Below are 23,691 nucleotides of genomic sequence, written 5' to 3' on the forward strand. Positions count from 1 at the left end.
GCCGAAGACCCGGAATTTGAAACCTTCTACACTAAAAATATTCTGCTTAACGAAGGTCTGAGAGCTTGGATGGCTCCCCAAGACCAACCCCACGAAAACTTTATCTTCCCTGAGGAGGTTCTCCCGCGTGGTAACGCTCTCTAATATCCCTACCGCTAGTGGTCGTGACCAAAGTTCCACCGGCTTCGCTTGGTGGTCTGGTAACGCTCGTCTTATCAACCTCTCCGGTAAACTGCTCGGCGCTCACGTCGCCCACGCTGGTTTAATCGTTTTCTGGGCCGGGGCGATGACCCTGTTTGAAACCGCCCACTTTATCCCCGAAAAACCGATGTACGAACAGGGTTTAATCCTGCTTCCCCACTTAGCTACCCTCGGTTTTGGGGTCGGTCCTGGTGGTGAAGTAGTCGATACCTTCCCCTACTTCGTCGCCGGTGTTCTGCACTTAATTTCTTCGGCTGTACTCGGTTTTGGTGGTATCTACCACGCTATCCGCGGACCGGAAACCCTAGAGGAATACTCTAATTTCTTCGGTTACGACTGGAAAGACAAAAACCAAATGACCAACATCATCGGTTATCACCTGATTCTCTTGGGTTGTGGCGCGCTGTTGTTGGTATTTAAAGCCATGTTCTTTGGCGGTGTCTATGATACCTGGGCTCCCGGTGGCGGTGATGTCCGCATCATCACTAATCCTACCCTCAACCCCGCAGTTATCTTTGGTTATCTGACCAAAGCTCCTTTCGGTGGCGAAGGCTGGATTATCAGCGTCAACAACATGGAAGATATCATCGGCGGTCACATCTGGATTGGCTTAATCTGTATCGGTGGCGGTATCTGGCACATTCTCACCAAACCTTTTGCTTGGGCGCGTCGCGCTTTCATCTGGTCTGGAGAAGCCTATCTGTCCTACAGTTTGGGCGCTCTTTCCATGATGGGCTTTATCGCCGCCGTTTACGTTTGGTTTAACAACACCGCCTATCCCAGTGAATTCTACGGTCCGACCGGTATGGAAGCTTCCCAATCTCAAGCTTTCACCTTCTTGGTGCGTGACCAACGCTTAGGTGCTAACGTCGCTTCTGCCCAAGGCCCCACCGGTCTAGGTAAATACCTGATGCGCTCTCCCACTGGCGAAATCATCTTCGGTGGTGAAACCATGCGTTTCTGGGATTTCCGCGGTCCCTGGTTAGAACCCCTCCGCGGTCCTAACGGTTTGGACCTAGACAAAATCAGAAATGACGTGCAACCCTGGCAAGTACGCCGCGCGGCTGAATACATGACCCACGCTCCTTTAGGTTCCTTGAACTCTGTGGGTGGGGTTATCACTGACGTTAACTCGTTTAACTATGTGTCTCCTCGCGCTTGGTTGGCTACCTCTCACTTCACCCTCGCCTTCTTCTTCCTGATTGGACACCTCTGGCACGCTGGACGCGCTCGCGCCGCCGCCGCTGGTTTCGAGAAAGGAATTGACCGCGAGACTGAACCCGCATTGGCAATGCCTGACCTCGACTAATTTCGGTTAGTTCGATGGCAGCGGCTCCCGTCTAGTTGGCGGGAGCCTTTTTGTTGTTAATTTGCATGAGTAGAAAACGGGTTTCTCCGAGAAACCCGTTTTCTGTGCGTTACTCAACGGATTTAGTATCAGACGCGGCTAAAATACTCTCTAAAGCCGATAATAATCGTTGATTTTCTGCCGGTAAACGGACAGCAACCCGAAAATAATTGCTGCCCAATTCTGGGAAACTGAGACAATCGCGGATAAAAATTCGATGATATTTTAATAAAGCTTCCTGTAGGGGTAAACAGGAAGATTGAGATTGTACTAAGAGGAAGTTAGCGGCACTGGTTTGGGGCTGTAACTGCAGAAAATTAGCTAATCCCCGCCATAAATCCTCACGGGCTGCCGTTAACCAATCCCAAGTTTGTTGTTGAAAATCCCTATCTTCAATTGCCGCAATAGCGGCAACCACAGCCAAGTTATTTACCGACCAAGGATCGCGCCATTTTTGCCATTGTAACAGGCGATCGGGATGGGCGAGGACATATCCTAGACGTAAACCAGGGAGACTGTAAAATTTAGTTAGGGAACGCAAAATCACAAGATTGGGATATTCCGGCAACAGAGATATTAAACTCTCCTGTTGTTGCGGGGGTAAAAAATCCATAAAAGCTTCATCCACTACCACCAAACCAAATTGCGATAGATAGGGACGAATGGCCGCCACCGTCCAGAGTTTCCCCGTGGGATTGTGGGGATTATTGAGTAATAAGCCTTGTTTTTCGGGATTAACCGGCTTTAAACTGGTTAAATCTAGGGAATGTTGGCAGATTTTCCCGCCAAAACTTTTTAAGGCCCGTTCGTAATCATTAAAAGCGGGTGTTAGTACATAAACACTATCAAATGAGGCCAATTCCCGGCCGGCCCAGGTTAATAACTCAGCCGCACCATTGCCGGCGAGAATCCAATCTGGTCCGATATTGTGCCATTGACCGAGGGCAGAACGCAACTGCCAATACGCGGGGTCAGGATAACGAGTCAGACTGGTTAAATGGCTTTTAATAGCGGTTAGGGCGCTTTCCGGCGGACCGAGGGGGTTGATACTGGCAGAAAAATCGAGAATAGAGGAAACCGGACAGCCGGCAATGGCGGCCGCCCAGTCAAGATTACCACCATGTTTAGGTCTAGGCAAAAGACTTACAGCGAACGAAACTCAACAGTAATTATTCCTTATCCGGAGCTACTCTGTCTTTAAACAGTTTACCCGCCGAGAAAGCCGGGACGCGAGTGGCTGGAATCTCCATCTTATCGCCGGTTTTCGGGTTGCGTCCCTCCCTGGCCTGACGTTCCCGGGCCTCGAAGGAACCGAATCCTACTAGGGTTACTTTGTCCCCCTCAGAAACCGCTTCGATAATGGTTTCGATGGCGGCAGTGAGAACAGCATCTGCTTGTTTTTTGGTCACAGAGGCTTTGAGAGCGATTTGATCGATTAATTCACCTTTGTTCATGCGCTAACTCCTTGTTTTGCGGTTTTTCTGAGTTTAGGGTGGTTGTCAGTAGTTTATTATGGTTCCCCTGTTGAGGACTCGCCAGGATCGAGATCACTAAATAATGCCTCAAATCCCCATTGGCTATATATTCCACTGCATTATTCTAAGCGGGAATTGTCTCGATCGGAATCGCTGAAACCTTTAATTTATCTAGATTTCCCCCCGATTCCCCAGCAAGGGGAGAGACAAAAGAGAATAAGCGAGAGATTAACAGCGATATAAGCTAATAAAAAGAGATTAGCTGGTCAAATTGCCGATAAATATTCTCTAAAAGCGATAGGCATCCTAACTTCCCAAAAATCGTTCATCGGTTCTCTCCAAGATTTTTGACTAATTTTGCCCCCAAAAACGTTAAAAAAGTTTACCAAAGCAATTTCTGCCCAAAAATTCAGGTTCGGGCCCAGGAGATATTCGCTAGAATTGGAACTTATGATCGTTAAAAATATTCAAAAAAGCAGGATTTAACTGGAAAGTTTGCTATCATTATCTATTCAGCGACAAACTCGCATGGTGATTTACTGCTATCCCCTAGCCGATCTAGGTCAAAGCTTAAGACGTTCTTTTATTGTGACTTTTTTGGCAGTAATCGCCATTCTTGGCGGTGTGATTCCCGAATTTTCTTGGACGACGGAGGTGGTTAGTTTCCAGTCTTCCGCTTATACTCAAGATTTTACGGCTGACCAAATCAAACGTTATGCCAAAGCAGTTTTGTTGATCGAAACCGAAAGAAAACAAGCTTATCAGGAAATTTCGCAAATTTTAGGGAAAAGTCCCCCGGCAATTACCTGTAACCAACGGGAAAGCTTTAATAATCTTCCAGCTGATGCCCAAAGAATTGCCGTAGATTATTGTAATAACTCAAAAAAGATTGTCAAAGATAATGGCTTCACTGCCGCTGAATTTAACGCCATTACTAACCGGATTCGTACCGATGATAACTTGAGACGACGGGTACAAAATGAGATGATTCGTCTGCAACGGGAGAATAAATAGAAAAAGTTCCTCAGTTTTTCGGGTCAAGCTGGAGTCAGGGCTACAATTAAGAATGTTTTTTCCCATTGACCACTACCATGTTAACTTTTACCGAGCGCTTACCCCCCCGTCATACCGCTAGTCCACCTCCCCCAGAAACGGTGGTTTTTAGCCTTCTACTTACGGCCGAAGAACGCACCCGCAGCCGTTATCGTCTCGACAGTCCCGAAGGTTTTTCCCTCTGTTTTCGTTTACCCCGCGGCACCATTCTACAGGATCGCGATTTCCTGCGGGGAGAAAACGGCGAAATTGTTCAAATTATTGCTAAACCCGAACCAGTTATCACTATTACCGCCCCTTCAAGCGATTTACTCCTCAAAGCAGCCTATCACCTCGGTAATCGTCATGTAGCCCTGGAAATTAATCCCGATTATCTGCGTCTGGCCCCCGATTCTGTCCTACAAGCAATGTTAGAAGGTTTGGGATTAACTGTAACTGAAGAAATCGCCCCCTTTAACCCCGAAATCGGCGCTTATCAGCATTATCATGACCTGGAAGAGGCAAAAAAGGGTTAGTTAGGGTTTGCGGCAAAAAGTTTTTCGTGGGGGCAGGGTGTGACCCCCCCCAACCCCCCCGACATCGGGGGGGCAGGTGGGGTGTGGGGTGTAGGGTTTTATTCCCCTCTTTCACTCCAATGGTTGGCACTTTTTGATTTCAAAAAAGCCTAAAGATATTATCCAACCAGGTTTTTAGATTTATTCAGCCAACCCTAGTTAAAAAAGAGAGGAGTAGGTCGCCATGTCTAGTCCCTTGAGAACGGAATTCGGTATCGGTCAAAGTTTCTAGAAAAGCCCTAGGGATAACTTGAGTATTTATACTTATTGTGATCTAGGTATGCTTTCCCTAACATAAAATTGATCGGTAATCGTGCCGAACTAATTACCGAAAATTTGGGTTTAAAACCTAGGAATCCTAAAGCGATGAAATTTGATGTTGAGACTAACCAATTTGAAGCAGAAGATGCTGTGTGTGAAGGAGGAAGAAAGTATGATATTTACGGTTCTTCGGTTTGTGTTATGCAATGGACGGGGTTATAAGGAATAAAACTCTTATAGAGACAGACATTGCTGCGATTTTTGTCAATTGTTTTCGCTCTAGAACGAACTAATCAATTAAGTCTCTTGCCAGATAAGAATTTAGTCGATTTATGCCCCCGATCGAACCATAAGCTAAACGGCTTTTACTTCGGATCACCGATATAGACTCCAAAAGGGTTATAGCTATTGGATCATGCAGGTTAAGCGCCGTTTAGCTTACCAAGTAACGAAGAACCCATTGATTTTAACTATTTGACCCCATTGATTTTAACTAGGAGATTGATATGCCCGAAACCCTCGTCACCAAGATAGTTTATTTCGATATTGCCATTGGCGGTGTGCCAGCAGGTCGGATTGAAATCGGTCTATTCGGTGAAATAGTACCCAAAACCGTGAGGAATTTTTATGAATTAGTAACCCACGCCAAGGGGTTTGGTTACAAAGGCAGTATATTCCACCGCGTGATCCAGAATTTCATGTGCCAAGGCGGCGACTTTACCAATCGTGACGGCACTGGCGGCAAGTCGATCTATGGTGAGCGGTTTCCCGACGAGAACTTTGAACTAAACCACTACGGAAGCGGTTGGCTGTCGATGGCAAATGCGGGACCGAATACAAATGGCTCTCAGTTTTTCATAACGCTCGCCAAAACTCCATGGCTCGACGGGCGGCACACGGTATTTGGCAAGGTACTCAGTGGCATGGATGTAGTCAGAAAGATTGGGTCAAGCCAAACAAACAACCGTGATCAGCCTATAGAAGAAATTCTAATTGCTGACTGCGGTGCTTTGCAAGTCGATAAGCCCTTCTCAGTTGAGAAAGAGAGTGCTAACTGATGATTAACCCGTAAGGTGCAATTGCATTGCACCCTACAAATTTTGCTGAAGAAATCGCCCCCTTTAACCCCGAAATTGGCGCTTATCAGCACTATCATGATCTGGAAGAGGCAAAAAAGGGATAGTTAGCTAATCTTGCCCAATGCCCTTTCTGATTTAGAGTAAGCAAAAATCAAACTCGGTTTCGACTTACCTCTTTTCCTACCATAAATTGTAGTTTTTGGGCATTATCTTAACAAAATTTAACTGACAAGAAAACAGTAACTTTTTAACAGCCTCTACGGGATATTTTCTTAATCAAGAGGCTCTCATTCTGCTAGTTTCTAGAATTTTAATCGGCCTCGGTGAATTGATTAATCATCAAAGTAAAAATCGAACTACGAAGAATGAATAACCATGGTACTTTCAGAACTAGCACCAACGGCTGTAACCTCTGTCCTGTCTGATTTATCCACACCCACTGAGGTTAAAAAATCCCCTGCTCAAAACAATGATCTAATCTATTTTTGTGAACTAGATTCTAGTAACAAACTGAATCATTGAACCGCAAGAAGTTTATACAACTCTCGACGGACAAATTTATCTAAGTCAAAAATGTTAGGATTTTTCAACTATTATCTATATTTTCCGTCAGCCAATTTTTAAAGTTTCTGATGGCTTCACTTCTTCCCAGTTGTTGACTTTGTTTAACAGATTGATTAATTAATTCAATAATCGGGATCTGAGGAAAATTGGGACTGCTTAAAGACTCAATATATTCTCCTTCTTGTAATAAATTAATCTGTAGGCCACTTTGAGTATAACGCCACAGTTCGGGAACACCTAACTGTCGATAATTATCTAAATAAGTACGGGAAGTAATATCAATTTCTAGGACTAAATCGGGGGGGGGATCACTTTCTAAATTAAGTCTATTTTTGCCAATAACGGCTTGATAGTTTTTAATATAAAAACAGGCATCAGGTTCAACCGCTTGATTCATCCGCTCGTTTTTAAATGTTGTTGATCCTAACGGTTCAAAATCAATATTGAGTACTTCTAACAAAAACTGAACCATATAACTAATGATTTCTTTATCTTTTTCATGTTCGGGTAAAGGTACCATAATTTCTAATATTCCGTTACTGTAGGATAACCGAGAAGCACGACTTTCTCCTAATTCTGATAATATTGTCTCAAATTTTTGCCAGTTAAGCTCTTTTAAAAGTAACTGTTGACCGGGATTGACGATAATTTGTTCTAAGGCTAATTGCATGGCTTTAGCTGAAAATGTTGATTTCTTAGTTTAATTATACCCTTCCCTTGAGAACGGAATTCGGTATCGGTCAAAGTTTCTAGAAAAGCCCCAGGGATAGCTTGAGTATTTATACTTATTGCAATCTAGGTATGCTTCCCCTAAGATATAATTGATCGGTAATCGTGCCGAACTAATTACCGAAAATTTGGGTTTAAAACCCTTGGAATGATGTTTTTATTGTATTCAGGAAGTTAAAAAAATGAAGACCAAATCGATCATAAGCTTACTATCCCTTAGTATTATGGGGATGTCAATCTATGCGGGTCAAGCTAATAGTAGTGATTATCGAGCCTTGACCCCTGAAGAAACATCACGGTTGACTGATGCTTTGCTAAAACAGGGTTGTAGGAATCCTAAAGCGATGAAATTTGATGTTGAGACTAACCTATTTGAAGCAGAAGATGCTGTGTGTGAGGGAGGAAGAAAGTATGATATTTACCTTGATAGAAACTTTAGGATTGTTTCAATGAAACCAGACTAAAAGATCAAATCCCTGAGAACCTTTTACCGGTCGCCGCGAAGATTACCAATGAGGTATAACAAAGCCATTCTGACAGCGACACCACTGGTAACTTGTTGGGAAATTAGACTAAAATCGGGATCATCCATTAAATCGGAACTAATTTCCACCCCCCGATTCACAGGACCGGGATGAAGTACCTTCACCCCCGGTTGACAGGATTGCAAACGAGGACGAGTAATGCCAAAACTTTGATGATATTCGCGTAAACTGGGCAAAAGATTGGCAGTCATGCGTTCTTTTTGCAGTCGCAGGGTCATGACAAAATCGGCCTTTTCTAAAGCTGGTTCTAAATCCCAGTGGAGAAATAGGCGATCGCACAATTCCCCAAAATATTTCGGCAGTAGGGTGGGGGGTGCGGACAAATGTACTTCCGCCCCAGCCGTGGTTAAACTCCAGATATTGGAACGAGCGACACGAGAATGAAGTATATCCCCGACAATAGCGATTTTTTTGCCCTCTAACAGTTCTAAACGGGGATTTTCTTCATCTAACAGACAACAGATCGTAAACAGGTCTAAAAGTCCCTGGGAAGGGTGTTCGTGTTGACCGTCCCCAGCATTAAGAATACTCACCCCCGACTGCAAACGATCCATTTCTGCGGCAATTAAATCGGGAACCCCCGACTGTTGATGTCGGATAACAAAAATATCCGTACCCATGGCCACATAGGTTAAAGCGGTATCGAGAATCGTTTCCCCCTTAGTCAAACTGGAACTACCCGGGGCAAAATTAAGAACATCGGCCGAAAGACGTTTCGCCGCTAGTTCAAAACTACTACGAGTGCGGGTGGAAGGTTCAAAAAAAAGATTGGTCACCACTTGTCCCTGTAGGGCCGGCACTTTCTTGGTACGTCGGGAAAGAACTTCGCGAAAACTAGAGGCCGTTTGTAGCAGGGTTTGGTATTCTTCTGGTTGCCAGTCTTGCAATCCCAAAATGTGGTGTCGGATCCAAGTGAAAGCCATAGGAGTTAAGGAGGCGGTAAAAACGGCAAATTTCGTCTATGCTATTGTAGGATTTCTTTGCATCAGGTTAATAAATAGGGTTTATGAGAATTAATTTTTCCTTGTGTCAGATCACTCTTGCGATCGCTTTATTTCTCAATCCCTTGCCGGCGATCATTGCCCAGACTACCACCTCTGGGGAAATGGTATCACCGACCACGGGCATTAATTACACTCGCCTGAAAAATTTCCTCGCTCAACAAAATTGGCGACAAGCTAACGATGAAACCCGTAATTTAATCCTGAAAGCAACCGGACGGGAATTACAGGGCTGGTTTACTATGGAAGACCTGCAAAAATTGGCCTGTTGGGATCTGCAAAAGATGGATCAACTCTGGAAAGAAGCTTCCGGAGGTCGTTTTAGTTTCAGTACCCAATTTCGCATTTTTATCGAGACAGGTAATCGACCGGGGCGCTTAGTGGCGATCGAAAATTTTCAAACTTTTGGCGATCAAATCGGTTGGCGTAAAGATGGTGATTGGATTATTTTTAAAGAAAATCTTAACTATACCCTCAATGCACCCGTCGGTCATCTGCCGGCGCCCCGGGACGAGTATCAGATCGCCGGTGGTCGCCTAGAATACACCACCCTCGCCCAAAGATTAGTCACCTGTAATATTGTTAGCTTAGGGCAGAGCAAACAATAGACCTCTTGTAAAAATCAAAAATTGTTGTTAGGGTTAGGAGTCAGGAGTCAGTAGTCAGTAGTCAGGAGAATTAAGAATGAATAATAATCAATTAAATGGTCTATTTACGGATTTTATGCCATTTAATCCTTATTTTTGCCGTTTTTGAACCCTCAAAAATTAATTATGCCAGAAGTTTAATAATCACGCTGATCAATTCTGTAGAGTAAAATTTAAGGAAAAGCTTCTCTCCTCATCTTCCTCTTCCTTTTCCGATTTACTAGCACTTTTTCCGCTAAAAACCCGTAAATTTAACAATGATTAAACGATCCGTTAACCTATCGAGAGCGATCGGTTCGTCGATCGCCGTTTCCCTAATTATCACCGGTTGCGCCCCCCAAACCCCCCAAGCCACTGGACCGGCGGCTGTTCCCGTCAAACTGCAAACCCTCGGCACCGACAAATTAGTGCAAAGTAGCGAATTTGTGGGTACTTTGATCGCCCAAGAGCGTGTTAGCGTCTCCCCTCAGATTACCGGTCGGATTCGGACTATTTTCGTTAAATCTGGCGATCAGGTAACTCAGGGACAAAAAATCGCCGAATTGGATCCCGAACAACAACAGCAACAGGTAAACGCCGGCATCGGCCAGGTAAATTCGGCCAAAGCGAACCTGAATGCGTCTGAGGCGGATTTAAGGCAAAGACAAGCGCAAGCGAGGGCAAATAAAGCCCAAATTGCCCAGAATCGGGCAAATGTGGCCAATGCCGAAGCTAATGTTAAAAGTCAGATCGCCACCTTGAGCGCCGCCGAAGCCGATTTACAGAGAGCGAGAGCTAATTTAGATTTAGCGGAAAAAAACCTAAAAAGAGCCGAATTTCTGGTTAAACAAGGCGCACAGCCCCAACAGGACTTAGATGATCGCCGCCGCGACATTCAGGCCGCCAAGGCAGAAGTAGAAGCCCGGTCTCAAAATCGTGATGCGGCCCGTCAACAGGTGACGGCGGCTAGAGCTACCCTACAGGCAAACAAAGAAGCATTAAATATCGCCATTCAAAACGAATTAGCGTCACGGCAACAGGTGGCGGCGGCAGCGGCAACAGTGAACAGTCGTCAAGCGGCGGTAGCCAGCACTGAGGGGCAATTAGGGGCGACGCGTCAGAATTTAGTTTTTAACACCATTACCGCCCCGATTGATGGTTTTGTCGGCGATTTTAATCAAAGAAAAGTCGGCGATATTATCTCCCTGGGTGAAGAATTAACCTCGTTAACTAACAATAAAACTTTGGAACTAAATGTGCAGATTCCCGTGGAATTACAACCGCGTCTGCGCGTCGGGTTGCCCGTGGAAATTATTAATCCCGATGGCAGCCCGGGCGTTCGCGGTCAAGTAACTTTTATTTCCCCCACCGTTTCCCAAGCTACCCAATCGGTTTTAGTGAAATTTGCCTTTACTAATGATGGCAGTCTTCGCAATAACCAATATGTGCGGACGCGGTTAATTTGGGATCAAAAACCGGGGGTATTAATTCCCACCACAGCAGTGACTAGCATCGGGGCGCAAAATTTTGTTTTTGTGGCCGAAAAAGAAAAGGCTAAAGAAGGTCAAGAAAATGCCAAGGAGCGTTTAGTGGTCAGACAAAAACCAATTCAAGTCGGCACGATTCAAGGGCAAGCTTATCAGGTTATTTCTGGAGTAAATGCCGGGGAAAGAATTGCTATTAATAATATTCTTTCTCTCCGAGATGGTACAGCTATAACTGTTAGTCAGCAGTAATTTTTATGAGTAATTCGATTACCGTTCTTCCCCTGTCAGCGCAACTAATTACTGCCGAGAGTTTCCGTCCCTACGGTCAATTAATAATCCCTAGTCATGATGGAAAACCGTTTGATGAAAGCGATGCACAACTGCATTTAAAAAACGGTGTGCCACGCTTTTATATTATGCGTTTACAGACTCGCGGACGTAAATTTAAGCGAATTACTCGTCATAGTCAATGTACCCAATGTCTTGGTTCTTTGGGGGGACAAGAGTGGTTTTTAGGAGTGGCCCCCCCTAGTCCTCATCCTCAACCGGATTTAGAAAAATTAAAGGTTTTTCGCATACCTGGGGACTGTTTTATTAAATTAGAGGTGGGAACTTGGCACGCTGGCCCACTTTTTGATCAACCGACAATTGATTTTTATAATCTCGAATTGAGCGATACTAATATTATCGATCATTTTACCTATAATTTTGCCCAAGAGCAGTCAATAGAATTCGAGATTATTGATTGAAACAATTAATTTTTTACTTAACTTTTCGCAATCCTTTAGAAAGATAGGCAACGAAAAAAGCCAACACTCCTGTCATCCCTACCTCAAAATAATTGGTCATGAGAATAGCGGTTAAAAACAGGAGTAAGATGATTAATATAGTCTGCTTTTGTTCAGGTAATTTCATCTCTAATTGCCTCTAATTCGGTTTTAATATTTAATGGTTGATAACCCAAAGAAAAAGCGAGAGAACTATCAAGAGAAACATCCTGCGGACGCGGCGCACTCATAGGAACATCGCACTGTAAACAGGGTTTTATTTGTTCCCTGGGAAGGTTAAAAACTGCCGCCATTAGTAAACCAAATTGATAACGAGAAACTCTTTCTTTACCCCCCAGATGAATAATCCCTTGCACTTTTTCTAATGCCAAAAGTAAACCATTCACCGCACTATTAACCCCAACAGCCGTCCGATATTCGTCGGTAAATAGAGATAGTTCTTTTCCCTCTCGGAGGGTTTTTAAAAAGGGTTGAAGAAAACTATTAGCGCTGGGAGAAGGGGAACCAAACATCAAAGGCATTCGACAAATGGCTGATCGAGGATATATTGCTAAAATACCCTTTTCTGCCGCTACTTTTTGCTCACCATAGACACTGACGGGAGAAACGGGATCATGTTCGGAATAGGGGGCATTTTTACCATCAAAAACTAAATCGGTAGAGGTAAAAACTAGCGGTATTTGATATTGACTACATAAACGGGCAATTTCTAGAGAAGCTGTCAGATTAATTGCCTCGGATGCTTGGGGAAATTCTTGACAGAGATTCGGTTTTGATTGGGCAGCCCCATGAATTACCGCATCGGGTTTAATCTGTTGAAAAAGTTCTTTAACTGCGACTAAGTCTGTTAAGTTAACTTTAATTAAATTTGGGTCATTACTATTGACATTGTGATTAAGGTATGTACCGAAACTGGCCCAAGATGAGCGAGTTTTTTGGTAAATATGCCAACCTAAAAACCCACTAACTCCAGTGATTAACAGCGTTTTCATAGTTTAGAGATTAAATCCTTTTTCGTAGGCTAAAAACTGCACTTGTGGTTCCAAAGGTTCACTAACTAAACCAATTCCTGCAAATCCCCATCGCTGCATTAGTCCCTTTAATTGTGTTCCTGAGAGAGTTTCCACAGAAAAATTATTGGCTAAATCCTGAGCATGGGTATTGATATAACTTAAAGCATCGTAGGATTCTTTAAACAGAAGCAGATAACTAGCCGGAGTTTCGCTTTCACCTTTTCTCAGACGCGCTACTAGGTATTGTCCGTCTTGTTTTGACCTGAGTAAATAATGAGTAGTTGCTAACATATTTTGTTAAGTGAAAAGTGAAAAGAACGTAGGTTGGGTTGAAGCATGAAACCCAACACCATTTCCCCTACTTTAAATCCTCCAATTTAATTCTAGGATCTACAGCTTTGAGAAGTAAATCAGCCAGAAGATTACCGATAATCAACATAGTAGCACCCATCATTAAACTGCCCATAACTAAATATAAATCTTTAGCCGTCACAGCTTGCAAAATTAAACGACCTAATCCGGGCCAGTTAAAGAAAAATTCGGCGATAAATGCCCCACTTAACAAACTAGAAAATTCAAAGCCCAAAAGAGTTATCAGGGGATTAATAGCATTGCGTAAAGCGTGGACATAGATAACTTTATTTTCTGGTAAACCTTTCGCCCTGGCGGTTTGAATATAATCCTGTCGCAGAACATCTAATAATTGTCCCCGCATCAATCTTTGTAATCCCGCAAAACTGGTAACTGTCAGGGCAATAGTTGGTAAAATCATGTGCCAAGCGATATCTAAAACTTTACCGATAGGGGAATATTCCGAATAGTTAATACTGGTCATATCACCCACCGGTAAAAGCGGCGAGACATTTTGGGCGAGAATTAGCAGTAAAAGGGCAGTGATAAAACTGGGGAAACCTTGACCAAGATAACTGATAACTCGGAAAAATTTATCGATAAATTGGTTTTGTTTGACGGCACTGAGAATGCCCAAGGGAATCGCAATCGCCCAGGTTAAAATTATGGAAGTCAAAGACATTAATAACGTCGCTGGAATTCTCTCTAATAATAGGGAAGACACGGGACGAAAATAGGTAAAACTCAGACCAAAATTAAACTGAGTTACCACTTGCCACAACCATTTAAAATACTGGACAATCGGCGGGTCTTTTAAACCAAAAAGGGCAATATATTGTTCTTTAGTTTCCTGACTAATCTTGGGATTCAGGTCAAGCAAAGCCAGAAAACCGCCGGGGGTTAATTGGATAATAGCGAAACTCAACGCCGAGGCCAACAACAGAGTTAATAAACCCTGGAGAACACGCTTGACAATATATAAAAAAGTTTCGCTAGTTAGGAGAGATTGTAACCCATTAGCACTCGATCGAGCGGTTGCATCCTTATAATTATCATCAGTCGCCGTCATAAGTAATCGTGCCAAGTTAATTTCCTAGTGGGGACTCCAATTCAGGAGTCAGGAGATAAATAGTCGTGCAGAATTAATTGCCATTTTTGAGATAGGCACTCTTGCCAGAGTGTTAGCGAAATGTGTAATTAATTCTGCTTAGGTACTTAAAAAAACCTAATAATCGATGAGGGTAATAATCGGTAAATCGGGTAATTTTTCCCGACCACCGAGGTCGATTAACTCGATGATAAAAGCAAATCCTAACACCTCACAACCAATTTTTTCTAATAAATCGGCTGTTGCTTTCGCCGTCCCTCCCGTCGCGATTAAATCATCGACAATTAAGACTTTATGATGGGATGCCACCGCGTCCTGATGAATTTCGAGGCTATCGCTTCCGTATTCCAAATCATACTCGATACTGTGAACGGCGGCGGGTAATTTGCCCGGTTTCCGGACGGGAATAAATCCCGCTTCTAATTGGTATGCTAAAGGAACACCAAAGAGAAAACCCCGCGATTCCATACCGACAATGTAATCGGGGGATAAACCGTAATCGCGACACTTTGCCGTTAGGGTATCGATCGTGTAACGTAATCCTTGGGGATGATTGAGTAGGGTAGTAATATCGCGGAAGACAATACCCGGTTTGGGAAAGTCGGGAATATCGCGAATCAGTGATTTCAGATCCATTCGGTTTCCGTGTCTCGTAAAATGGGGGACAGCTATCTATACAATACAATTTACAATACCCTGACTCGATCGCCCTTGTGTTTTAGTTCTCCTATATCATGACCTCTACTAGCCTAACGCCCGAATCTACAACATCAGCCCCAGAAAAACCAGTTATTTTAAGCGTTTTACCCGATTTTCCGATTGCTAGTCAGCAATGCGCCCTACATCTCCAACAGCATATCGATTTAATGCTATTAGCGTTGGAATCCTTAGAAGTCGGTGCCGGGGAGGCCCTGTTAGCCCTCTGTAAAGAACTAGGACTCGATAAAATTGTCAAAAACCGGATTATTTTCTGGCGATTACGCTGTACTAATCCGTGGCGAATTTCCTACACCCTCGACCGTCTCACCCTTGACCAAGCAAAAGCTTTAGTTATCATTGCCAGTTATCGGGCCAAACCCCTAGCTATATCCATCCGACAATTACTGTTAGCGCGGCAACAGATGGAATCAAAGGGTTTACCCGTGGATAATAATTTTCTTTTATCAGAATACCTAGAAAGATTTCGCTCCAATTTTCGCAGTCGCATGAACCCCCGCCGGGCCAAAGTATCGGTTTATCTAGCCGATGAAAATGCTTTAAATGAACTGGCTTTATCCCTTCTCGATCGGTTATTATTTTGTACTGGTACGACGGGAATGCAGCGGTTTTGGATTAGTTTATTTGATGGGGAGATCGTGTAGAAATGATAAGACAGTATAGCTTGCCCAATTGTACCCTGATTCTCGATGGTTTCGGCGATGATTTCGCCCCAGCTAACCCCGGGGATAGCCGACCTTTACTCTCAATTTTGACTAACGTAGAATGTCGGTTAATCGGGGCCAATAAAGTCCTGCAAGGTGGTCGGGTTTTCTTGGAAAATTTGGTACAAGCGGTCAGTCAGTATGCCCAAGAATTTTTAAGTGGTGTTCGTCATCCCCAAGACCCCGTCCATGAACCAGATCATGTGTACCTAGAAAAGATTGACCATAATCTCCATCGTCTGGTCTGGTATCCATCAACGGACTTGAACATCCCAGAAAGTCCGGTGAAGATAGAAATCAGTACCGTGCAGTTATTCGATTTAATAGAAGCGATTGACCAATTTTTTGCCGATACTCGCACTTTACCTGACCTAACCCTGAAATTACAGCCAGTTTCCCGTCGCTACCATAAGGTGAATGAATCGGCGGCCAGTCGGACAGTACCTTTTTTGGCGGGATTAGGCAGTCTTGTCGCTTGCGCCCTACTTTTCTATCTGTTACCCGTCCCCCAAGTCCGTAAACCCGAAAATCCACCCATTCCCGCCGCTTCTCCCAGTCCCACCGTCCCCACTAATCCCGTCCCCCCTCCTAGATAAAATTAGTCCCCTAAGCTAAATCTGTAAATGGAGTAATAGGAATTTGGTTATAAACTTCGGCATTCTTTGTCTGAGCTTGACGGAGATCGTAGTCTGTTTGAAGATTCAGCCAAAACTGAGGACTGTTACCGAAATATCGTGACAGACGCAAAGCTGTGTCCGCAGTGATACTACGCTTACCCGCTAAAATCTCACCGATACGAGTTTGAGCTACGCTTAAATCTTTGCTCAGTCTGTAGGGGGTAATATTGAGCGGTTCCAGAAAATCTAACTTGAGGATTTCACCGGGGTGGATATTGGGCAAATGGTCGCTGTTCATTGCATTTAGCTAATTTTAGTGGTAGTCCACCACACTCAAATCCTAACGCCTAACAATACTATTGTCAAGCAGACGTAAGCCTTCACCCCACACCCCACACCCCACACCCTACACCCTACACCCGACACCCGACACCCGACACCCCACACCCCACACCCCACACCCCACACCCCACACCCCACACCCTTCTCCCCTGCTCTGTCCCAGTTTTTAGAGAAAGTAACCGAGAAAAACCAGATCTTTTTTGCACAAGTTAGAAAAATTGTGTTATGCTGGTAAATCTGTGAAGGTTTTTCGATAGGGAGTATTGAAAAAAAAATGACCAAACTGGGAACCCATTTGATTGTCGATGCTTGGCAAGTACCTGCTGACCTCCTCAACGATCCCGAGCGCATTCGTCGCGCTATCCTCGATGGAATTACGGCAGGAGAAGCAACGCTGATCGATTTGTGTGTCCACCAGTTCAGTCCCCACGGAGTTACCGCGACGGCGACTTTAGCTGAATCTCATATCGCGATCCACACCTGGCCTGAACACGGCTATTTCGCCGCCGATTTATTCTTCTGTGGTGCGGGTAAACCCGTGGTTGCCATGGAAATTTTGACCAAATCCCTGCAAGCAGGTGAGATTAAAGTGCGGGAACTAACCAGAGGATTCCCCAGTACTGCGGGAGTTTATGAAAGCAAAAAGGAAGAACCCCTTAAGTCTTCCCTGGTTATGGCCTAATTTCTAGCGCCGGCCTCAATAATAAGTTAGCAGCACTGGCGATCGCCTAAACTGAAATCGTGATCAGGATAACCTTTGTTTTTATCCTTGCCCTCTTTCCCTCTCTCGTTAGTCTCTGGTTGATTAACCGATCCCAACAGAGATTAAGCAACCGTTTGAGAGGGATTCGCCATCGTCACGAATACAGCCCGGTGATGGCCAGTGATTTTTTGTCAATTCCTCTAGAGACAGAAAATAAACCGGCCTTGATCGGTGATCTTAGTTGTCGTTTTAATGCCTATTCCCCCCATTTGCGTTGTGCGGTTAATCCCACAGGTCCCTGTGAAGGTTGTCGGCAGTACGAAGCTAAAACCGGCACAGCCCAGACGGCTTGAGCTTCCAAAAAGTTCCCTATTTGCTATCCTGAAAAATCATCGCTATCGCAATTGAGGAGTGTGGGAACAATGGCGTTCAAACGAAATTTGACCCTCTTAATCATCGGATTAGGATTAACTTGTTTACCCCTATATCCGGCCCAAGCTAACCAAATCAGCACCGTCACCCCGAATACCGCAGCCAATCAAACTCTCGCTACCCATCTGGTCCTAAAACTGAAAGAGAGAAAAGTTTACGTTTATCAAGATAATGGGACTTAGACAAAAAACAAATCGAGAAAAGCCTCAACCCCAATCCCTGCTTGGGATTTACTTCGAGAAGCCCAAAATCGCTGAAACCCAGATAGATCAAGGAAAATCATAAATCGAGGTTAACCCTTTGTCCCGTAATGGTTTGAGCCTTTTTTGCTGCCCGAAAATGCCTAAGTCCCAATAAGCAAGTTTTAGCACAATTTACCGTCGCCGTCGGCAAAAAAGGCTGGGAAACCCCCACCGGTAAATTTGAGGTGCGGGAATTAGTTCGCAATCCCGTCTGGAAAAGTCCCTGGACAGGAAAAGTCAGCACCCCCGGTCCCAATAGTCCCCTAGGGGAAAGATGGATCGGTTTTTGGAGTGACGGCAAAAATTCCATCGGTTTTCACGGCACCCCCGCGGAAAATTCCCTCGGTAGCGCCGCTTCCCATGGTTGTGTGCGGATGCGGAATCGGGATGTGAAAGTGTTGTTTGATTTAGTCCGCATGGGAACCCCCGTCATCGTTCAACCTTAATTCCGGCAGGTATTTTTTTAAGATGGGCAGGTCTTCCGGACGATCAATATCGGCTAATTTAGGCAGATAAGCGGTTTTTAAAGCCAGTTTAGCGGCGATTGTCTGAGTTTTTGCCAAGACTTCCCCCGTCCCCCAGGTAATACCGTCAAAAAGCTCTGGAAAGACCTGTTTTAAAGCAATTAGGTAGTATCCCCCATCTAACGCCGGCCCTAAAACCATATCGTGGGTTTTTAGGGCTTCAAAGGCTGCTAAAATCTCTTTTTCCCCGATTTCTGGGCAATCTGTGCCAATAATAGCGATCGCTGTCATCCCTTGGGCAAAACCATCGGCAAAAGCATTTTGCATCTTTTCTCCTAAGTCTTTTCCCCGTTGAGAATGATAGGAATAATGCTCACCTAACCAAGTACGCATTTTTTCCTCGCTGCCGCCATGATAGTAAATGATCAGAGAGAGAAAATTCTTCAAACCCGCTAATTTACCGAGAGTATATTCGGCCAGTTTTCGGTGCAATTCTTCGGCTCCCTTGGCTGCCAAGGCCGGAATCATACGGGTTTTTACTTTCCCCAATTCTGGGTAACGGGTAAAAATAATCAGTTGTTGTCTCCAGTCCACGAGTGATTGCGACGATGATATTAATTAAGTAGGGAGGCAAAATTATTTGTAGGATGGGTTAGCGGTAGCGTAACCCATGCAGGCGTTGGGTTTCATGCTTCAACCCAACCTACGTTCATCTTATATTTAATTCCACCCACCCACTTATTAGTTTTAGCCTACTGTCGATAGGAGGCAGGAAAGCTAATAAAACAGGCTTTATTGGCTTAGTATAGATTATTTTAGTTGGTTATTTAATTCTGTGTTGGGTTTCGTTCCTCAACCCAACCTACAAGAGGGGCGATCGCTTGATTGAGTCGAAACCTTTTTCCTAGCAGCATTTCAGACTTTTTCAGCCAACCCTGATTAGCTAGGGACTAGGTTTTTTGGGTGAGTTTAAACAGGATAAACCGGCATCTTTAGCAGTAGGATACTTGATTGGGACAAAAGCAAAATCTAACTTGTCTAACTTGTCTGTCCGACACTCCACAATGTGAACAAATTCTACGGAGGGATTTTGGGGATCGCCATTGTCATCAATTTTTTTGCGATCGCCATTTTCATCGAATTGAATTGTCCCAGTTGCACCTTTAGTGACAAGAAAATCAAGAGACTTTAATTGTTCAAGGATATTAATTCGTGTGGGAGTATTTGCCTTTTCTAGAGCTTTTGTTAGAGCAAGAGTTGCATCATAGGATAGGGCCGTTATTGCATTAACAGAAGTTGTAGTCCATAAAATTTTGGCATCCTTAAGAAAATCCTGGTTAGGACTGGTTAAAGAATCCCAAGGAACCGTAATAACAAACTTTTGAAAAGGTTGTAGGTTGTTAATTTGTTCTAAGGTACGAGAACTACGAAGCCCCCATGATCCGATAACCCAATTTTGACTATTATTAAGTTTTATAAGTCTAATTGCATCGCCTTGAGCATCGCCAATTGCTTTTGGGAATAGTACAAGCCCTATTTCTTCTGTTATTTTTCCTTGTCTTTTTCGTAACTCTTGGATGGCTTCTTCTGCCTTAAAATTATTTCCGAGATCAAATTCATCTAATTTTACTACAGTTCCAGAGAATGGAGGGCGTGTAAAAATAGTTTTAAAACTATTAAAAAAAGATTCACTAAATGGACTTCCTTCACTATAAAATCCCACCACTTTTTTAATAGACTTTTCTTGTAAAAATTTTGCAATGACAGGAGATTGTTGCTCGACGGAAAAAACAGTTCGCAGAAAATTTTTTCTGGGGTATTTAGTAAGCTCGCTAGTCGTTGATCCGGGAGAAATCAAAACTAAATTATTTTGATTATAAATATCCACCGTTGCTAGAGTCATTTCACTGGGATAGTGACCAACAACCCCTAAAATTTCAGGACGCTGGGAAAGAGATGATGCTGTCTTTTCGGCTAATAATTCCTTATTTTCATCATTAGTAATGACAACTTTTAATCCCTTACCATTAATCGCTTTTTTATTGATAAAATTTTGATCTGGAAAATACTTGAGGAATGGATCATTGTCATTTAAAAGTCCTAGATTAATTTTTGTTTGTAATTGCGCTACTCCTCGTAACATTTCTTTTGCTCGACTATCACCATCATCATCATTAAAGTCACTTTGATTTTTGGGAATACTAACAGCAACAGCAATCGTGTAATATTGCATTTTATTGGCTTCTAGTAAAGCATTATTTAAGTAAATTAATGTTTCTGCATCTAGCCTATCCTGTTGCCATGCGTCCTTAAATCTTAACAGGGCTTTTTGATAATCACACTGTGCAAAATATTCTGTACCTTTCTTCTTGTTAAACGATTGAGAGTAATTAAGAACTTCTTCTCCTTCACTAATAAAGTCGTCCGTTTGTTTTGGACAATCAGATGGAATTAATGGAGTAATAATATTATGGCGATAAATGGCAAATAAACTTACAACTGCTATTGATGCTATTCCTATGCTAACTGGCAGATTTAATTTGAAATTTTGGGGCTTTAAAGTTTTTATAGAATGCAAAATTTTTTCCATTAAAGAAGCTTTCACTTTTTTCTCAATGAACTGAATATCCTCATCCCTGAGTCCATAGATAATTTGCAGTTTCTTTAAACTCTCTCTATCTCTGCTGCTCAATGGAGTATGGTTAGCAGCAGCTATTATTTTCCGAAACGCATTCCTATATTTCTTGATATTGTCTCTTCGCCGTAGCAGTGGGTTAAGAACTTCTGTTTCAATCGTTCTGGCTTCATCTGGTGAGAGATTTAATTGATCTATTGTTGCATCCAAAACTGCCCTATCTGCAGCAGAAAAGTCTTCCTCCTTAAAACAATAATCTTTAATATCCTCATCATTCCACTTTTTAATAATATCCTCAACTATTTTACGATACTTAAATTTAGGATCATTAGCAGCAAGAGGAGATCTGGCCAAATAAATAGTATCATCTCCTTCAAGAGAAAGATAAAATTTGGGAGTCATTGCCGGGGCAGCTTCCTTTACTCGTTCGCTGGCATACTCATGCAATTCATTAACAGAAATTAATTGATCACCATCCTGATCTGCTGCACCAGTTTCAATTCCTTCAACTAGATATTTTGTATAGATGGACAAATCGTTATCTTCCGACTCAAAAGAATATTCAATCGGACTAGAAGAGGTCAAAATCGCCCTTCCTCTACCTCCTAATTCCTCTTGAATGTTAAATTCCCCTTTGATTGGCATTCCCTGAACCAATGCTCCGCTAAAACAGCAGTCGAGAATAATTATCTGCCTTTGGGAACGACTATCTGTGATGTACTCTTGAAGTTTACTTGCCGCTAAAGCTGTTGCACGAAGAAAATCTCCATTCTGATCACGCCCAGTTTCTCTTGTACTTAGAAAAAATTTAGCATTTTGAGCTTTAAGTCCATGCCCAGAAAAATATAAAAGCACCAAATCATCTTTCTGTCGATTAGCAAATAAGTAGTCATGCAAAATAAATTTCCTAGTGAAGACAGGCAAGAGGCAATAGGCAAGAGGCAAAAGCTTTATCGAAATGTGTAATTAATTTTGCTTAGGTACTTAAAACCTCAACTGCTTTTTCCATGCTCCCTTTGTCTGGGTTAGGCAAAACTGTAACCTGATCAAAGGCTCCCATGTCTGGATGCTCTAATACTCGGCGCATTGCTTCAACGTCTAGAATGGCACTAGAAATTGGGCGCAATCCTTCGGAATACTCGCTCACACCAATTAACAAAGCAAATTTTGCCATAATACCTTCTTTAACCTGAGATAAAGTCTAGAGCCGCTTTAATAGCCATTTCCAATTCTTCTCGACTGTGACCCTTAACCGTCAACTTGCGACCATTGGCCTCTACCGACAATTCTATCGGTTTACCTCCCAGGCGATCGCCAAGAAACCCTAACAGTTTTTTGCCATTAGCGGGGTTAACTTCGGTCATTAACATTCCTCCCAAAAAACCGCCCAACGACTTATTACCTTCAGGGGGATTGGGATCAAGAATACGTTTAACCGATTCAACTTCATCTGCCTGTTGTAGTTCTGTCAGTAATACTTGGGCTTGTTCGTCGCGTTCTTCAGGCTCCAGGTTAGGATCGTTAAAAGCGATCACCAATTTAATCGTAGATTTGTTACTCATAGGAAGTTGAGTTGAAATAATATAGGATAATACTAATCTTACTGAATTATGCAAATTTTACCATATACCATCTGAAATCTAAATAAGTGATCCCATTTTCATACTGCCCCTTGCCGAGTGCAGATTTCTTCACTGATGTTGTGCTGTTGCTGAACATAGAAGATCGATTTTTCAACCTGCTCCAAGAAATCATAACAATTATCGTGTGTTGGGTTTCCTTCCTCAACCCAACCTACTACTACTACAGGCTAATGGCGATAATTCCGCTAGAAAGTATGAGAATGTGTCTGACATTCCTGACAGGGGGTGAGTATTGGTATCATGATTAAAAGTAAGGATATAGATAGGGTTTGCGGCAAAAAGTAGGGGCGAAGCATTCGGATAGAAAATCTACGGTTTCACCGATAGGTTATTGCCCGAATGCTTCGCCCCTACAGGACGCGGGCCGATGAAGACGCAAGGTTTTGAACGACGATTCTCTCAAAATTTGCACCTGTGGGAGCGAGAAAAGCCACAAAACTCTTACCTTGCCTACATTTCACATTTATTCAGCAAACCCTAGATATAACTTAATCCATCGCTTTTCTTGATTTAGATTAAACTAATGTTTGTGTTGTTGATCAGTGAGGTAAACTAATGACTACAGTTGAATTAAAACAAGCGAAAAATCAACTTAAATGAGTTATTGGAATCTGTACTTAAAGGTGAAGAAATTATCATCACAGAAAATAATGAATCTGTAGTTAAATTAAGTCCTGTAAAGTTAGCCAAGAAACCGCCGTGTCAACCTGGAAGTGCTGCGGGAAAAGTTGGGATAGCCGATGATTTTGATGCCCCTTTAACTGATTTTGAAGATGATCAATAATTAGGCTCAAATTTTTAATAAATACTTATGTATTTCTTTGGTATGTCACTAATAATAAACAATGGAGAGACAACCATAAAATTATGATTAATGAAAGAGAAAATCTAGTTTATCTTAGTTAAGGTAGTTTTTGGGAAATGGCGATAAAATATAGTCTGGAAAAATTAACTTTTGATTCACCTTTTCGAGAATTGATTGCGTCACAAATTTAGAGCAATGATTGGC

27 protein-coding genes and 5 pseudogenes are annotated in these 23,691 nt (G+C 43.0%); 18 read left to right on the forward strand and 14 right to left on the reverse strand.

Annotation, left to right across the window (positions count from 1 at the left end):
• Positions 1-144 (forward strand): annotated as a pseudogene (locus tag H6F92_RS02965) (photosystem II protein D2); the annotation flags it as partial.
• Positions 128-1,510, forward strand: a complete 1,383-nt coding sequence (gene psbC, locus H6F92_RS02970) for a photosystem II reaction center protein CP43 (protein WP_190356738.1) — start codon at positions 128-130, stop codon at positions 1,508-1,510. The pseudogene H6F92_RS02965 and the gene psbC, both read left to right, overlap by 17 nt.
• A gap of 109 nt (positions 1,511-1,619) precedes the next feature.
• On the opposite strand, the gene cobD is transcribed toward psbC, so the two are convergent.
• A complete protein-coding gene (gene cobD / locus H6F92_RS02975; protein WP_190356739.1) occupies positions 1,620-2,687 on the reverse strand; it encodes a threonine-phosphate decarboxylase CobD in 1,068 nt (355 codons plus the stop codon).
• Positions 2,688-2,718: 31 nt separating this feature from the next.
• On the reverse strand, positions 2,719-3,003 hold the full coding sequence (locus H6F92_RS02980; RefSeq protein WP_002759570.1) for an HU family DNA-binding protein: 285 nt from the start codon (positions 3,001-3,003) through the stop codon (positions 2,719-2,721).
• Positions 3,004-3,552: 549 nt separating this feature from the next.
• Here H6F92_RS02980 and H6F92_RS02985 point away from each other — a divergent pair.
• The 5 genes and pseudogenes from H6F92_RS02985 to H6F92_RS25650 all read left to right on the forward strand — a co-directional run.
• A complete protein-coding gene (locus H6F92_RS02985; RefSeq protein ID WP_190356757.1) occupies positions 3,553-4,038 on the forward strand; it encodes a DUF4168 domain-containing protein in 486 nt (161 codons plus the stop codon).
• 77 nt (positions 4,039-4,115) lie between these two features.
• On the forward strand, positions 4,116-4,592 hold the full coding sequence (gene ureE, locus H6F92_RS02990; RefSeq protein WP_190356740.1) for an urease accessory protein UreE: 477 nt from the start codon (positions 4,116-4,118) through the stop codon (positions 4,590-4,592).
• A gap of 339 nt (positions 4,593-4,931) precedes the next feature.
• Positions 4,932-5,114: a hypothetical protein gene (locus H6F92_RS02995; RefSeq protein WP_190356758.1), complete on the forward strand. Its 183-nt coding sequence runs from the start codon at positions 4,932-4,934 to the stop codon at positions 5,112-5,114.
• A 284-nt stretch (positions 5,115-5,398) separates the two neighbouring features.
• Positions 5,399-5,950, forward strand: coding sequence for a peptidylprolyl isomerase (locus tag H6F92_RS03000; protein ID WP_190356741.1), 552 nt, complete (start codon positions 5,399-5,401; stop codon positions 5,948-5,950).
• Positions 5,951-5,997: 47 nt separating this feature from the next.
• A pseudogene (locus H6F92_RS25650) lies at positions 5,998-6,075 on the forward strand (urease accessory protein UreE); the annotation flags it as partial.
• Between the two features lie 482 nt (positions 6,076-6,557).
• On the opposite strand, the gene H6F92_RS03005 reads toward H6F92_RS25650, so the two are convergent.
• The gene (locus H6F92_RS03005; protein ID WP_190356742.1) at positions 6,558-7,205 is read right to left on the reverse strand and encodes a Uma2 family endonuclease; all 648 of its coding nucleotides are present in this window, start codon (positions 7,203-7,205) and stop codon (positions 6,558-6,560) included.
• A 241-nt stretch (positions 7,206-7,446) separates the two neighbouring features.
• Between H6F92_RS03005 and H6F92_RS03010 the strand changes: the two genes are divergently transcribed.
• The gene (locus H6F92_RS03010) at positions 7,447-7,728 is read left to right on the forward strand and encodes a hypothetical protein (protein WP_002759549.1); all 282 of its coding nucleotides are present in this window, start codon (positions 7,447-7,449) and stop codon (positions 7,726-7,728) included.
• A gap of 23 nt (positions 7,729-7,751) precedes the next feature.
• Here H6F92_RS03010 and H6F92_RS03015 read toward each other — a convergent pair whose 3' ends face one another.
• Positions 7,752-8,732 carry an aspartate carbamoyltransferase catalytic subunit gene (locus tag H6F92_RS03015; RefSeq protein WP_002738968.1) on the reverse strand — a complete coding sequence of 327 codons (981 nt, stop codon included), beginning with the start codon at positions 8,730-8,732 and terminating at the stop codon, positions 7,752-7,754.
• 83 nt (positions 8,733-8,815) lie between these two features.
• Between H6F92_RS03015 and H6F92_RS03020 the strand changes: the two genes are divergently transcribed.
• The 3 genes from H6F92_RS03020 to H6F92_RS03030 all read left to right on the forward strand — a co-directional run bounded on the left by H6F92_RS03020 (position 8,816) and on the right by H6F92_RS03030 (position 11,672).
• Positions 8,816-9,418, forward strand: coding sequence for a GUN4 domain-containing protein (locus H6F92_RS03020; protein WP_190356743.1), 603 nt, complete (start codon positions 8,816-8,818; stop codon positions 9,416-9,418).
• 296 nt (positions 9,419-9,714) lie between these two features.
• On the forward strand, positions 9,715-11,172 hold the full coding sequence (locus H6F92_RS03025; RefSeq protein WP_190356744.1) for an efflux RND transporter periplasmic adaptor subunit: 1,458 nt from the start codon (positions 9,715-9,717) through the stop codon (positions 11,170-11,172).
• A 5-nt stretch (positions 11,173-11,177) separates the two neighbouring features.
• On the forward strand, positions 11,178-11,672 hold the full coding sequence (locus tag H6F92_RS03030; RefSeq protein ID WP_190356745.1) for an ureidoglycolate lyase: 495 nt from the start codon (positions 11,178-11,180) through the stop codon (positions 11,670-11,672).
• Between the two features lie 13 nt (positions 11,673-11,685).
• Here the strand turns inward: H6F92_RS03030 and H6F92_RS03035 are convergent, their stop codons facing one another.
• The 5 genes from H6F92_RS03035 to H6F92_RS03055 form a co-directional block, all read right to left on the reverse strand.
• Positions 11,686-11,838, reverse strand: a complete 153-nt coding sequence (locus H6F92_RS03035) for a hypothetical protein (protein ID WP_190356746.1) — start codon at positions 11,836-11,838, stop codon at positions 11,686-11,688.
• Entirely contained in the window at positions 11,825-12,703 is an 879-nt protein-coding gene (locus tag H6F92_RS03040) for an SDR family oxidoreductase (RefSeq protein ID WP_190356747.1), read from the reverse strand. Before H6F92_RS03040 ends, H6F92_RS03035 begins: the two co-directional genes overlap by 14 nt.
• A 3-nt stretch (positions 12,704-12,706) precedes the next feature.
• Complete coding sequence (locus H6F92_RS03045; protein ID WP_002737657.1) at positions 12,707-13,015, reverse strand: hypothetical protein; 309 nt, start codon at positions 13,013-13,015, stop codon at positions 12,707-12,709.
• Between the two features lie 67 nt (positions 13,016-13,082).
• On the reverse strand, positions 13,083-14,144 hold the full coding sequence (locus tag H6F92_RS03050; RefSeq protein ID WP_072924375.1) for an ABC transporter permease: 1,062 nt from the start codon (positions 14,142-14,144) through the stop codon (positions 13,083-13,085).
• A 156-nt stretch (positions 14,145-14,300) separates the two neighbouring features.
• Positions 14,301-14,819 carry an adenine phosphoribosyltransferase gene (locus tag H6F92_RS03055; RefSeq protein WP_002737799.1) on the reverse strand — a complete coding sequence of 173 codons (519 nt, stop codon included), beginning with the start codon at positions 14,817-14,819 and terminating at the stop codon, positions 14,301-14,303.
• A 98-nt stretch (positions 14,820-14,917) separates the two neighbouring features.
• Between H6F92_RS03055 and H6F92_RS03060 the strand changes: the two genes are divergently transcribed.
• Complete coding sequence (locus tag H6F92_RS03060; RefSeq protein ID WP_002754979.1) at positions 14,918-15,544, forward strand: DUF3038 domain-containing protein; 627 nt, start codon at positions 14,918-14,920, stop codon at positions 15,542-15,544.
• A gap of 2 nt (positions 15,545-15,546) precedes the next feature.
• Entirely contained in the window at positions 15,547-16,200 is a 654-nt protein-coding gene (locus H6F92_RS03065) for a DUF4335 domain-containing protein (RefSeq protein WP_190356748.1), read from the forward strand.
• Positions 16,201-16,210: 10 nt separating this feature from the next.
• On the opposite strand, the gene H6F92_RS03070 is transcribed toward H6F92_RS03065, so the two are convergent.
• Entirely contained in the window at positions 16,211-16,519 is a 309-nt protein-coding gene (locus tag H6F92_RS03070; protein ID WP_045358675.1) for a HigA family addiction module antitoxin, read from the reverse strand.
• 318 nt (positions 16,520-16,837) lie between these two features.
• Between H6F92_RS03070 and speD the strand changes: the two genes are divergently transcribed.
• The 4 genes and pseudogenes from speD to H6F92_RS03090 form a co-directional block, all read left to right on the forward strand.
• Entirely contained in the window at positions 16,838-17,245 is a 408-nt protein-coding gene (gene speD / locus H6F92_RS03075) for an adenosylmethionine decarboxylase (RefSeq protein WP_002795793.1), read from the forward strand.
• A 59-nt stretch (positions 17,246-17,304) separates the two neighbouring features.
• The gene (locus tag H6F92_RS03080; protein ID WP_190356749.1) at positions 17,305-17,619 is read left to right on the forward strand and encodes a DUF6464 family protein; all 315 of its coding nucleotides are present in this window, start codon (positions 17,305-17,307) and stop codon (positions 17,617-17,619) included.
• Positions 17,620-17,688: 69 nt separating this feature from the next.
• Positions 17,689-17,868 (forward strand): annotated as a pseudogene (locus tag H6F92_RS03085) (L,D-transpeptidase); the annotation flags it as partial.
• Positions 17,869-18,050: 182 nt separating this feature from the next.
• Positions 18,051-18,386, forward strand: a pseudogene (locus H6F92_RS03090) (L,D-transpeptidase); the annotation flags it as partial.
• Here the strand turns inward: H6F92_RS03090 and H6F92_RS03095 are convergent.
• The 4 genes from H6F92_RS03095 to H6F92_RS03110 form a co-directional block, all read right to left on the reverse strand.
• Positions 18,348-18,998, reverse strand: a complete 651-nt coding sequence (locus tag H6F92_RS03095; RefSeq protein ID WP_190356750.1) for a TIGR04282 family arsenosugar biosynthesis glycosyltransferase — start codon at positions 18,996-18,998, stop codon at positions 18,348-18,350. The pseudogene H6F92_RS03090 and the gene H6F92_RS03095 sit on opposite strands and share 39 nt — an antisense overlap.
• Positions 18,999-19,347: 349 nt before the next feature.
• Positions 19,348-21,963: an ABC transporter substrate-binding protein gene (locus H6F92_RS26465; protein ID WP_416338814.1), complete on the reverse strand. Its 2,616-nt coding sequence runs from the start codon at positions 21,961-21,963 to the stop codon at positions 19,348-19,350.
• 52 nt (positions 21,964-22,015) lie between these two features.
• Positions 22,016-22,213, reverse strand: coding sequence for a caspase family protein (locus H6F92_RS26470; protein ID WP_190356751.1), 198 nt, complete (start codon positions 22,211-22,213; stop codon positions 22,016-22,018).
• 10 nt (positions 22,214-22,223) lie between these two features.
• Complete coding sequence (locus H6F92_RS03110; RefSeq protein WP_190356752.1) at positions 22,224-22,601, reverse strand: hypothetical protein; 378 nt, start codon at positions 22,599-22,601, stop codon at positions 22,224-22,226.
• Positions 22,602-23,237: 636 nt separating this feature from the next.
• Between H6F92_RS03110 and H6F92_RS03115 the strand changes: the two are divergent.
• A pseudogene (locus tag H6F92_RS03115) lies at positions 23,238-23,466 on the forward strand (type II toxin-antitoxin system Phd/YefM family antitoxin).
• Positions 23,467-23,691 lie beyond the last annotated feature (225 nt).

This window comes from Microcystis wesenbergii FACHB-1317 (assembly GCF_014696875.1).
Lineage (GTDB): Bacteria > Cyanobacteriota > Cyanobacteriia > Cyanobacteriales > Microcystaceae > Microcystis > Microcystis wesenbergii_A.

Excerpts from the sequence above, each read along its gene's own strand:
- H6F92_RS02980 (WP_002759570.1), bottom strand. The coding sequence starts at position 3,003 with ATGAACAAAGGTGAATTAATCGATCAAATCGCTCTCAAAGCCTCTGTG.
- H6F92_RS02985 (WP_190356757.1), top strand. The coding sequence starts at position 3,553 with ATGGTGATTTACTGCTATCCCCTAGCCGATCTAGGTCAAAGCTTAAGA.
- ureE (WP_190356740.1), top strand. The coding sequence starts at position 4,116 with ATGTTAACTTTTACCGAGCGCTTACCCCCCCGTCATACCGCTAGTCCA.
- H6F92_RS03000 (WP_190356741.1), top strand. The coding sequence starts at position 5,399 with ATGCCCGAAACCCTCGTCACCAAGATAGTTTATTTCGATATTGCCATT.
- H6F92_RS03005 (WP_190356742.1), bottom strand. The coding sequence starts at position 7,205 with ATGCAATTAGCCTTAGAACAAATTATCGTCAATCCCGGTCAACAGTTA.
- H6F92_RS03010 (WP_002759549.1), top strand. The coding sequence starts at position 7,447 with ATGAAGACCAAATCGATCATAAGCTTACTATCCCTTAGTATTATGGGG.
- H6F92_RS03015 (WP_002738968.1), bottom strand. The coding sequence starts at position 8,732 with ATGGCTTTCACTTGGATCCGACACCACATTTTGGGATTGCAAGACTGG.
- H6F92_RS03020 (WP_190356743.1), top strand. The coding sequence starts at position 8,816 with ATGAGAATTAATTTTTCCTTGTGTCAGATCACTCTTGCGATCGCTTTA.
- H6F92_RS03025 (WP_190356744.1), top strand. The coding sequence starts at position 9,715 with ATGATTAAACGATCCGTTAACCTATCGAGAGCGATCGGTTCGTCGATC.
- H6F92_RS03030 (WP_190356745.1), top strand. The coding sequence starts at position 11,178 with ATGAGTAATTCGATTACCGTTCTTCCCCTGTCAGCGCAACTAATTACT.
- H6F92_RS03035 (WP_190356746.1), bottom strand. The coding sequence starts at position 11,838 with ATGAAATTACCTGAACAAAAGCAGACTATATTAATCATCTTACTCCTG.
- H6F92_RS03040 (WP_190356747.1), bottom strand. The coding sequence starts at position 12,703 with ATGAAAACGCTGTTAATCACTGGAGTTAGTGGGTTTTTAGGTTGGCAT.
- H6F92_RS03045 (WP_002737657.1), bottom strand. The coding sequence starts at position 13,015 with ATGTTAGCAACTACTCATTATTTACTCAGGTCAAAACAAGACGGACAA.
- H6F92_RS03050 (WP_072924375.1), bottom strand. The coding sequence starts at position 14,144 with ATGACGGCGACTGATGATAATTATAAGGATGCAACCGCTCGATCGAGT.
- H6F92_RS03055 (WP_002737799.1), bottom strand. The coding sequence starts at position 14,819 with ATGGATCTGAAATCACTGATTCGCGATATTCCCGACTTTCCCAAACCG.
- H6F92_RS03060 (WP_002754979.1), top strand. The coding sequence starts at position 14,918 with ATGACCTCTACTAGCCTAACGCCCGAATCTACAACATCAGCCCCAGAA.
- H6F92_RS03065 (WP_190356748.1), top strand. The coding sequence starts at position 15,547 with ATGATAAGACAGTATAGCTTGCCCAATTGTACCCTGATTCTCGATGGT.
- H6F92_RS03070 (WP_045358675.1), bottom strand. The coding sequence starts at position 16,519 with ATGAACAGCGACCATTTGCCCAATATCCACCCCGGTGAAATCCTCAAG.
- speD (WP_002795793.1), top strand. The coding sequence starts at position 16,838 with ATGACCAAACTGGGAACCCATTTGATTGTCGATGCTTGGCAAGTACCT.
- H6F92_RS26470 (WP_190356751.1), bottom strand. The coding sequence starts at position 22,213 with ATGGCAAAATTTGCTTTGTTAATTGGTGTGAGCGAGTATTCCGAAGGA.
- H6F92_RS03110 (WP_190356752.1), bottom strand. The coding sequence starts at position 22,601 with ATGAGTAACAAATCTACGATTAAATTGGTGATCGCTTTTAACGATCCT.